Annotated in this window: 9 protein-coding genes; 2 read left to right on the top strand and 7 right to left on the bottom strand. The window is 68.0% G+C overall.

The features are described from left to right. Positions 1-182: 182 nt before the first annotated feature. The 3 genes from ACN4F8_RS06945 to ACN4F8_RS06935 all read right to left on the bottom strand — a co-directional run bounded on the left by ACN4F8_RS06945 (position 183) and on the right by ACN4F8_RS06935 (position 3,074). Positions 183-665 (bottom strand): EVE domain-containing protein, encoded by a 483-nt coding sequence (locus ACN4F8_RS06945; RefSeq protein ID WP_419472877.1) that lies wholly within the window; start codon positions 663-665, stop codon positions 183-185. Positions 666-707: 42 nt separating this feature from the next. Next, the gene (locus tag ACN4F8_RS06940; protein ID WP_419472876.1) at positions 708-2,468 is read right to left on the bottom strand and encodes a methyl-accepting chemotaxis protein; all 1,761 of its coding nucleotides are present in this window, start codon (positions 2,466-2,468) and stop codon (positions 708-710) included. A gap of 69 nt (positions 2,469-2,537) precedes the next feature. Then, the gene (locus ACN4F8_RS06935; protein WP_419472875.1) at positions 2,538-3,074 is read right to left on the bottom strand and encodes a chemotaxis protein CheW; all 537 of its coding nucleotides are present in this window, start codon (positions 3,072-3,074) and stop codon (positions 2,538-2,540) included. A gap of 112 nt (positions 3,075-3,186) precedes the next feature. Here ACN4F8_RS06935 and ACN4F8_RS06930 point away from each other — a divergent pair, with 112 nt between their 5' ends. Further along, positions 3,187-4,188, top strand: coding sequence for an NAD(P)H-binding protein (locus ACN4F8_RS06930; RefSeq protein ID WP_419472874.1), 1,002 nt, complete (start codon positions 3,187-3,189; stop codon positions 4,186-4,188). 33 nt (positions 4,189-4,221) lie between these two features. Next, the gene (locus ACN4F8_RS06925) at positions 4,222-5,100 is read left to right on the top strand and encodes an NUDIX hydrolase (RefSeq protein WP_419472873.1); all 879 of its coding nucleotides are present in this window, start codon (positions 4,222-4,224) and stop codon (positions 5,098-5,100) included. A gap of 288 nt (positions 5,101-5,388) precedes the next feature. Here the strand turns inward: ACN4F8_RS06925 and ACN4F8_RS06920 are convergent, their stop codons facing one another. From ACN4F8_RS06920 to ACN4F8_RS06905, 4 genes are all read right to left on the bottom strand, one after another. After that, positions 5,389-6,294, bottom strand: a complete 906-nt coding sequence (locus ACN4F8_RS06920; protein ID WP_419472872.1) for a carotenoid 1,2-hydratase — start codon at positions 6,292-6,294, stop codon at positions 5,389-5,391. Next, positions 6,249-7,784 carry a 1-hydroxycarotenoid 3,4-desaturase CrtD gene (crtD, locus tag ACN4F8_RS06915; RefSeq protein WP_419472871.1) on the bottom strand — a complete coding sequence of 512 codons (1,536 nt, stop codon included), beginning with the start codon at positions 7,782-7,784 and terminating at the stop codon, positions 6,249-6,251. The genes ACN4F8_RS06920 and crtD overlap by 46 nt, the downstream gene beginning before the upstream one ends. Then, entirely contained in the window at positions 7,777-8,559 is a 783-nt protein-coding gene (locus tag ACN4F8_RS06910) for a hypothetical protein (protein ID WP_419472870.1), read from the bottom strand. The genes crtD and ACN4F8_RS06910 overlap by 8 nt, the downstream gene beginning before the upstream one ends. 24 nt (positions 8,560-8,583) lie before the next feature. After that, positions 8,584-8,885, bottom strand: a 302-nt coding sequence (locus ACN4F8_RS06905) for a photosynthetic reaction center cytochrome c subunit family protein (RefSeq protein ID WP_419472869.1), incomplete at its 5' end; no start/stop codon positions are given.

The raw sequence follows: 8,885 nt of genomic DNA, 5'->3' as shown, positions 1-8,885 counted from the left end.
CGAGCACCACGCGAGACGTACCGGTGGCATTCAGATCGCTTGGGCGCAGCAAACCCTTGTGTGCGAGCAGATCCAGGATGCGCTGGGTGTGGGTGTTGTGTTGGGGTGACATGCTGGCGTAGTATGTTCCATTTATTCGTCGATTGCAAATATTCGACGAATAAATGGAACATCGGCGGTGCTCAGGTCTTGATCAGCACCTCGGTGATCAGCTGCCAATGCGCCTCACTCACCGGCGTGATCGACAACCGGCTCCCTCGTTGCAGCAGCGTCATCTCGGCCAACGCAGGGTTCGCGCGCAACTCGGGCAAACCGAGCAGCCGCGTCTTGCGCAGCGCCTTCACATCGAGCAGCAACCAGCGCGGCGCTTCGGGTTTGGACTTGGGGTCGAAGTAGGGCGACTGCGGGTCGAACTGCGTGGGGTCGGGGCGGGTGGTGGACGCGACCTGCGCGATGCCAACGATGCCGGGCTGTGGGCAACTCGAGTGGTAGAACAGCACGCCGTCGCCGATGCGCATGCCGTCGCGCATGAAGTTGCGCGCCTGGTAGTTGCGCACGCCGGTCCAGGGCACGGTGGCGCCGGGGGCGGCGAGTGCGTCGTCGATCGAGCACTCGTCGGGCTCGGATTTCATCAACCAATAGCTGACTGCAGGGGATGGGGTCATCGCGCTATTTTGCGGCGATGACCCGCAGGCGGGGCAAGGTCTTTAAAACGATTCCCACTCGTCCGACGCACCTGCCTTCTCGGCCACCTTGGCCATCGGCTGCGACGCCGGCTTCAACGGCGTGGCCTTCGGCGCCACCGACACGGGCTTGGCAACCGCCGGCTTTTTCACCGGCGCGCCGCTCACAACGGCGCTGCCTGTCTTGTGCAGATCGGTCGAACGAATCTGGGTGATCGTGCTGTGTGACGCGGCCTGCGCGTCCACGCGGAACACGCGCACCACCTCGGCCAGGCGGTCGGCCTGGTCGTTCATGCTCGATGCCGCCGCCGCACTTTCTTCCACGAGTGCTGCGTTCTGCTGGGTCAGCTGGTCCAGGTTGGCCACGGCCGCGTTGATCTGGTTCACGCCGTCGGCCTGTTCGCCCGAGGCGCTGGCGATCTCGCCGATCATGTCGCGCACGCGCACCACGTTGTCCACGATCTCGCCCATGGTCTTGCCGGCCTGGTTCACCAGTTCGGTGCCGGCGGTGACCTTGTCCACGCTGGTGCCGATCAGCACCTTGATTTCTTTGGCGGCCTGCGCGCTGCGCTGGGCCAGGTTGCGCACCTCGCCCGCCACCACCGCGAAGCCACGACCCTGTTCACCCGCGCGGGCGGCTTCCACGGCGGCGTTGAGCGCGAGGATGTTGGTCTGGAACGCGATGCCGTCGATGACGCCGATGATGTCGTTGATCTTGCGCGAGGACTGGTTGATCTCTTCCATGGTGGTGATCACCTGGTGCACCACCTCGCCGCCTTTTTGTGCGCTCTGGCCGGCCACATCGGCCAACTGGTTGGCCACGCGCGCCGAGTCGGCCGACTGGCGGATCGCGCCCGACATCTGCTCCATGCTGGCGGCGGTTTGCTGCAGGTTGGAGGCGGTCTGTTCGGTGCGGGCCGAGAGGTCGTTGTTGCCGGTGGCGATCTCCTTGGCGGCCACGGTGATGTTGTCGGTGCCACGCTTCACGTCGGCCACCACCTTGACCAGGCGGTCGCGCATGCCCAGCAGCGCGGCCGTCATGGCGCCAAACTCGTCCTTGCGGTCGTTGCGGATCTGCGCGGTGAGGTCACCACCGGCGATCTGCTCGGCAAAACGCATGGCGTCGCGCAGCGGGTTGCGGATGTTGCGGATCAGGAAAAACGCGCCGGCCACGATGCCGGCGATCAGCGCGCCCACCTGCAGGGCCGCAATCACCAGGCTGTTGGAGCGCTGTTCGGTGAAGCCCGCCTGGGCTTCCTGCCGGATGTCGGACTGCATGCGGGCGAAGCCGCGCAAGGCGTCGAGGTAGGGCGGCACGGCCTGGTTGAAGCGGGTGGAAATTTCCTGCGCGGCACCAGCAGCGTCGCCGGCCTTCTTCATTTCGTTGGCCACGGCCAGCGAAGCCAGCACGCTCTTGCGCAGATCGGCGATCTTGGCCATCTGGGCTTTTTCTGCCTCGTTCATGTCCATGGCCTGCAGTTGCTTTTGCAGCTCGGAAATGGAAGCCACGCCCGCAGGGATGAGGTCTTTGTACATCGCGGCGATGGCCGGGTCGGCGCTCGCAATGGAGGCCTGCACCCGCGTGACGTTGGTCTCGGTCAAGCCGGCCCATTCGGTGGCAATGGTGGTTTTGTGGGCGAGGGCGGCGAGCACGCGCTCGGACTCGGCGTTGAGCGACGCCGAGCGTGCGCCAGCGGTGGCCACCACAACAAACAGGGCCACGATGATGGCGATGACACCGACCCACAGGCGGGCGCCGACAGACAGATTGCGAAAGAGGTTCATGGTGACTCCAACGGACGTGTTGAGCCGCGCGCTGCCTCGTGGGCGGCGCGCGGCGGAAAACTTTGCGATTTACTGAACGGAGGGGGTGTGGGCGACCAGGCCCATGTCGGCGCTGCCGATGAGGGCTTCGATGTCGGCCAGGATGAGCATGCGCTCGCCCACGCTGGCGATACCGGTGATGAAGCCGGTATCAAGCGTGGTGCTGATCTGCGGTGCGGCCTTGATGTGGTCGTGGCCCAGGCGGATCACGTCGCTCACCGAATCCACCACCAGACCCACCACACGGTCGTGCACGCTGAGCACGATCACCACGGTGAGTGCGTTGTAGTCGACCTTGGCGCAACCCAGCTTGATGCGCATGTCCACGATGGGCACGATCACACCACGCAGGTTGACCACGCCCTTGATGAACCCGGGCGCATTGGCGATGCGCGTGGGTTCTTCGTACGAGCGGATTTCCTGCACGCTCAGGATGTCGATGCCGTATTCCTCGGCGCCCAGGCGAAAACTCAGGAACTCACCAGCATTCGCCAGGGCTGGCGCTTTGCCACGCGTGGCCAGGCTGGGTGAATGGGCGGCGGCGGAGGGGGTGTTGAGGGCGTCCATGGGTCCGAAGATTGGGGTTGATACCTGCGTATCGACACCTGCCCTGGGTTCTTGAGCCGGCCTGGACAGCCGGTGACAGTCTTGTCCAAGGCGCGCTTACTAAGATCACCCCATGCCCACCCACACCCTCCAACGCATCTTCATGCTCGGTGCCACCGGCACCATCGGCCAGGCCACCGTGCGCGCCCTGGTGGCGCGGGGGCATGAGGTGGTGTGTTTTGTGCGGCCGCGCGCCGGGGTGGGTGGCCAGCTGCAGGCCAGCGACATGGCGCGGCTGCTGCCGGGTGCGGTGGTGCGCGTGGGCAATGTGCAGGACCCCGTGTCGTTGGTGCGCGATGGTTTTCAGGGCGAGCGCTTCGACGCACTGGTCTCGTGCCTGGCTTCGCGCACCGGAGCGCCCCGGGACGCCTGGGCCATCGACCACCAGGCGCATGTGAACGCGCTGGGCATCGCGCAACAGGCCGGTGTGTCGCAGGTGGTGCTGCTCTCGGCCATCTGCGTGCAGAAGCCCCTGCTGGCATTTCAACAAGCCAAGCTGGCGTTCGAGCAGGTGCTGATCGAGTCGGGTTTGACGTACTCCATCGTGCGGCCCACGGCGTTCTTCAAGTCGCTCTCGGGGCAGATCGAACGGGTGCGCCGGGGCAAGCCCTTTCTGGTGTTTGGCGACGGGCGTGCCACGGCCTGCAAGCCCATCAGCGACGACGACCTCGGCGCCTTCATCGCCGACTGCCTCACCGACGCCACCCGCCACAACCGCGTGCTGCCCATTGGCGGGCCGGGTGAAGCCATCACGCCGCGCCAGCAGGGCGAACACCTGTTTGCGCTGGTCGGTCGGCCGCCGCGCTTCAAGAGCGTGCCTGTGGGTTTGCTCGACACCGTCATCGCGGTGCTGGGCGCGGCGGGGCGTGTGGTGCCGGCGCTCGCAGACAAGGCCGAGCTCGCACGCATCGGGCGTTACTACGCCACCGAATCCATGCTGGTGCTCGACCCCGCCACCGGGCGCTATGACGCGGCGGCCACACCGTCCACCGGCAGCCAGACGCTGTTCGACTTTTATGCCGACGTGGTGCGTGGCGCGCCCGCGCCCGAGCGGGGTGATCACGCGGTGTTCTGAGCCGCACGCTCCACCCTCACCGACAATCCGCGCATGGCTCTCACGATCAACTCCGACGTCGTTCACACCGCCCCCGTGCCATCCGCCACCGTGATGGTGGTGCGCGACGCCCCGCAAGGCCTGGAGGTGCTGCTGGTGCGCCGGCATGGCAACTCGGGCGTGCTGGGCGGGGTGCATGTGTTTCCTGGCGGCAAGCTCGACGCCGCCGACCACCAGGTGGACCCGAGCTCACTCGACCGTTTGGCCCGCGACTGCGCGCTCAGCCTGAACGAACCGGGGCTGGACCCCGGCACCGCGCTGGGCCTGCACGTGGCCGCCTTGCGCGAGACGTTTGAAGAAAGCGGTCTGCTGCTGGGGCAGGTGCACCGCGCCGATCTGGCGCAGCGTGTGCGCGAACTCACCGCCGCCGGCACCGGTTTCGCTGCGGCGTTGCAGCAGCTTGGTTGTGTGGTGTCCACCGCCAGTGTGTGGCCGTGGTCGCGCTGGATCACGCCGCGCGTGCCCTCGGTGACCAACAAGCGTTTTGACACGCGGTTCTTCGTGGCGGCCGCACCGCTCGGGCAAGAGGCCGAGCATTGTGCGTTCGAGGCCACCGAAGCCGTGTGGCTGGCACCGCGCCGTGCGCTGGAGCGCTACTGGGCGGGCGAGATCGATCTGGCGCCGCCGCAGATCATGAGCCTGTGCCAGCTCGGCCACCTGCGCACCGCTGCCGATGTGATGACCGCCGCCCGCAGCCGCCCACCCGTGCTGATCGAGCCCGAGCCGTTCGATGTGGACGGCGTTCGCGTGATCTGCTACCCCGGTGACCCGGCCCACAGCGTGGCACAGCGCGTGTGGCCCGGCCCGACCCGGCTGGCCTACCGCAACCAGCGGTTTGAGGCCGAGGGCGGCCTGGCGGCCTTGCTGGGCTAGGGTCTGTTCATGTCGCGCCGAGCAGCATCCCGGTGGGTGGCCCTTGCGCTCGGCGCGCTGGTGCTGCTCGCCGGTCTGTCCGCCGCGCTGCTCACCGTCCACGCCGTGATCCTGGCCGGTCTGCCCTACAACGAGGAAGGCAACCACTTCGACGGCCTCGTGGTGTATCACGAGGGGAGCGCGTTTGTCTACGCCGCGTTGGCCGTGCTGTGCTGGCGGGGGCAGGCGCGTACCGCTGCCTCAAGCGACCACCTCAGGGGATCTGAAACCTGCAGGCTGGGGCCTGCTTCAACCCCGCCGCGGCATGCGCCAGGGCAGCATGGCCTGCACCACAGGCGAGACCAGCCGGGGCACGCGCAGGGTCTCGTGAAAACTGGAAACGCTCTCGCCCAGCAGTGAGCTTTGCAGCATGGCGCGCTGATAGAACGGCGTGTCTTCGAGCTGCTGCGTCACGAGCACGCGCGAGTCGCTGCGCATGCGCCGCTCGATGCGCCAGGCGGTGCGCGGCAGCGTTTGCAAAGGCGGCGCTTCGAACGGCTGCACGCTGCCATGGCGCCCGAAGCGCAATGCGAGAAGCTTGCCCTGGGCCTTGCCCGGTTCCACGTCGTACAACACGGCGGTGCTGCCGTCTTTCATGGCGCTGCGCGACCAGTCCCATTCGGTGAACGCGCGCTCCAGCGGCTCGTCGCCCTCGTTGCTGTCCAGGTAGGCGTGGCCGCCCCAGCGCTGCTGGGGGTGCTGCAGCTTCACCTCCACGCGGGCGTGGGGCGCGATCGGCCCCCAGCGGTGGTGGCCATGGGCATCGAGCGCGGTGCCGAACTTGAACAGCTGGTGCGTGCGCAACTTGACCGTGCCACGGATGCGCCTGGGGATCGGCACGCCCACCTCGTCGATGTGGATGGTGAGCGCATCGCCATGCCATTCGAGCTGGCTCGGCCCGATTTTGAAATGCGTGGCGTCACGGCGGTTGTGCGCGGCGCCGCGCTCGGTCATGGACCAGCGGCGCGCGCCCGCGCTGTAGAGCGCCACGTTGAGCGCGCAGAAGTTGTCGGGGTCGGTGGTGCCGCGTCTGCGCGCCCAGGCGTAGTACGGCGAAAACACGCTGCCCACGAACGCAATGATGGAGAGGCCGAACTGGCCGTCGTCGCTCAGGGCGTCGACGTACCACCAGAGGTAGCCACCCGAGGGGACCACCTGGTCAAAGCGGGGCTCGCCATCACGGCCGCGGCCGCCAGCTGGCCCGAAAGCGCCGCCATCGGGACCCCCGGGCCCGGGTGGACGCTCCCCCCCGCCAGGAAAAGGCCCGTGACCGGTGTGCTGGCGCTGGAGCGGGCGAAGGCCGAGGTCCAGCCGTGGGTCGCCTGCCCATAAAGGGCGCCCCCCGTGGCCGGGAAAAGCCGGTGAAAGTCCACCGGGGTGGTGCGTATCGACGGGGGCTCGGCGCTCTCGATCCGAAGTCCACAGCGGCGCAGCAGGGCAAAGCTGGAGTTCTCGCATGTTTCGATCGCCTCGCTTGTGATGGTTTGAAGATCGCCCGCGGCCGGCGCGTTCACCAGGCAGAGCAAGCGCTCGCGGCCGGTGGGCGCGGCCAGGTCGGTGCCGCGGTCCTGTGCGCATACATACACCGTGGGTTGTTTGGGCAGTTCACCGTGGTGGAAGATGTCGTTGAACTCGCTGGCGTAGCCGTTGCGAAAGAACACGTTGTGGCGGTCCAGTGCAAGACCACTGGTGCGCGTGTGGACCGACCAGGTGATGGCCGAGAGCGAGCGCGGGAGTGCCTTGGGTTTGACGGCGCGGCGCACAGGCTGGCCGAGCAGACCGGTGCGCAGCGCGGCCACATCGCCGTTGAAGACCACGCTGTCGGCGGGCAGCGTCTCGCCGCTGGCCAGCGTCACACCGCTCACGCGGCCGTTTTTCACCTCAATGCGTTCGCACGGGCTCAGGTAGCGGAACGCAGCGCCGCGCTCGCGCGCCAGGCGTTCCAGGCAGCGGGCGAGGGCGTGCATGCCGCCGTCGATGGCCCACACGCCGTCGAGCTCGACTTGGGCGATCAGCATCAGCGTGGCTGGCGCTTCCCACGGCGAGGAGCCGGTGTAGGTGGCGTAGCGGCCGAAGAGCTGGCGCAGGCGCGGGTCGGTGAAGTGCTGGCCGAGGCTGTGCCACAGGCTGCGCAGGGGGCCAAGGGCCGCCAGCGTGGCCAGGCCGCGCGCACCCAGCCCCAAGGACATGCCGAGCAGGCTGGGCGAGGCGCTGCGCAGGTAGGGCCCTTCCAGCGCCGCGTAGGCGGCCTTGGCCTGCGCGCAGAAACCCTGGAAGCGTTTCGCTTCGGCCAGGCCGGCGAACTGCGCCACGGCGTCGAAAGAGCGCGCCGGGTCGGCAAAGAGATCGAGTGAAGCACCGCCGTCCCACCAATGCCGCGCCAGCACCGGCAGCGGCCGGATGCGCAGCTCGGCTTCGAGTGTGGTGCCCACCGAAGCCAGGATCTGGTCGAACACCCAGCGCATGGTGAAGACGGTGGGGCCGCTGTCGATGGCCGCGCCGTCCACCAGCAGCTGGCGCACCTTGCCACCGGGTGTGGCGGCGGCCTCGACCACGGTCACGTCCAGCCCCTGTTGCGCCAGCTGCAGGGCCGAGACCAGGCCCGCCATGCCGGCGCCGATGACGACGACCTGGTGTTCAGCCATGGGGTGTGCCGTCCACGGGCTCTGCGGTGTTCATGGCGTTGGGTGGAATCCATTGCCCGTGATGCTCCAGCAGGCGCATGCGCACGAACATCGATTCGGCGAAGTAGTTGTGGCGGTAGGCTGCTTCGATGGCGGCCTGGTGTGCGCCCTGGTGCGCGTAGTCGAGCATGGACGAGGTGTCTTTCCACAAACTGAAGGTGCACTGGCGCACCAGCGGCGCTTCGCCCAGGCCCATGGCCAGCGTGCAGCCGGCGGCCGACTGCATGGCCGCCTGCGTGGCCGGTGCGTTGCGCCAGAAGGCCATGGCCTTGGCCGGGCGGATGCTGGCGCGCGTGATCACGGCCAGCGGCCGCGCCGCACCCGCGTCGTCGTGCACCGTGTGGTCGGGCTTGAGGTGGGTGGCGGGTGTGGGGCCCCAGGCCTCGCCATCCCACTGGCCGCGCGAGGACAGCACCTCGTGCACACCGCTCCAGAACTGCGCGGCGCGTTGGCGGTAGGCCTGCACGATCGGGCCGGCGAGAAACGCGTCGGCCTGCGCAGCGTGGTCGAACATCACGATCAGGCCCTGGTGGCTGGCGCTGGGCCGGATGCTGAAGCCGCCGCCGTGACCACTGCCCATGACCTTGGCAAACACCACACCGGGCACGCCCTTGAGCGAGGCGGAACCTTGCACCATGCGCATCCAGCCCCAGGCCTGGTGTTCGCGCAGGTAGTTCACCAGCACCACCACCACCACCCCCGAGAGGGTGATCACGTCGGGTGCTGTCTCAGCCATGCGTGAACGCGGCTGTCGCCCGCGTCACTGTTTGGGTGCGTCGGCGGCGGGGGCTGCTGCTGCGTCGGGCGTGGCCGGGGCTGGCGCGGTGTAGGGCCGGTAGGCCGCCAGCTCCGGGTGGTCCTTGAGCATGGGTGCGCCCAGCAGAGGCTTGTAGGCGCCCTGGTGGCAGGTGGCGCAGTTCATCTTGGCCACGTCACCCAGCTCTCCCTTGCGGTTGCTCGGGAACACATCGGTCAGCGGCTCCATGTAGGCCAGGTTCAGGTCGCGCGCCATGCGGATGCCGTGGTACGCCGTCACGCGCTGGGGTGGTGCGCCGTCCCATT

It is taken from the genome of Hydrogenophaga sp. (genome assembly GCF_048549895.1).
GTDB lineage: Bacteria > Pseudomonadota > Gammaproteobacteria > Burkholderiales > Burkholderiaceae_C > Hydrogenophaga.
This window is presented reverse-complemented; position numbering and strand designations above follow the sequence as displayed.